Genomic DNA, 225 nt, shown 5'->3' with positions numbered 1-225 from the left:
ATTCTTTCCTTTTGTATCATATCCTGCATTAAATGTCACTCCGAATCTCTGGTTCTCAACTCCGATATTTAAGTCCGCCTTAAAGTTACCTCTTCTGTTGTCCTTTTCACCTCTTATGTTAAACCAGTCCGCCGTTGTGTATCTTACTCTTCCTTTATTGCCTACATCTCCTACTTTTCCAAGCTCATTCTCATAGCCCAATCCAAGTGTAGTAACAAATGTAGT

The 225-nt window shown here is 39.1% G+C and carries 1 protein-coding gene; it reads right to left on the bottom strand.

Annotated features, from left to right (window positions below; genetic code table 11):
* On the bottom strand, positions 1-225 hold a 225-nt coding region (locus EII29_RS11850), incomplete at both ends, for a hypothetical protein (protein WP_148096463.1).

It is taken from the genome of Leptotrichia sp. OH3620_COT-345 (assembly GCF_003932895.1).
In the GTDB taxonomy this organism is placed as follows: Bacteria; Fusobacteriota; Fusobacteriia; order Fusobacteriales; family Leptotrichiaceae; genus Pseudoleptotrichia.
Note: the sequence above shows the minus strand (reverse complement) of the source record. Positions and strands in the feature narration are given on the sequence as shown.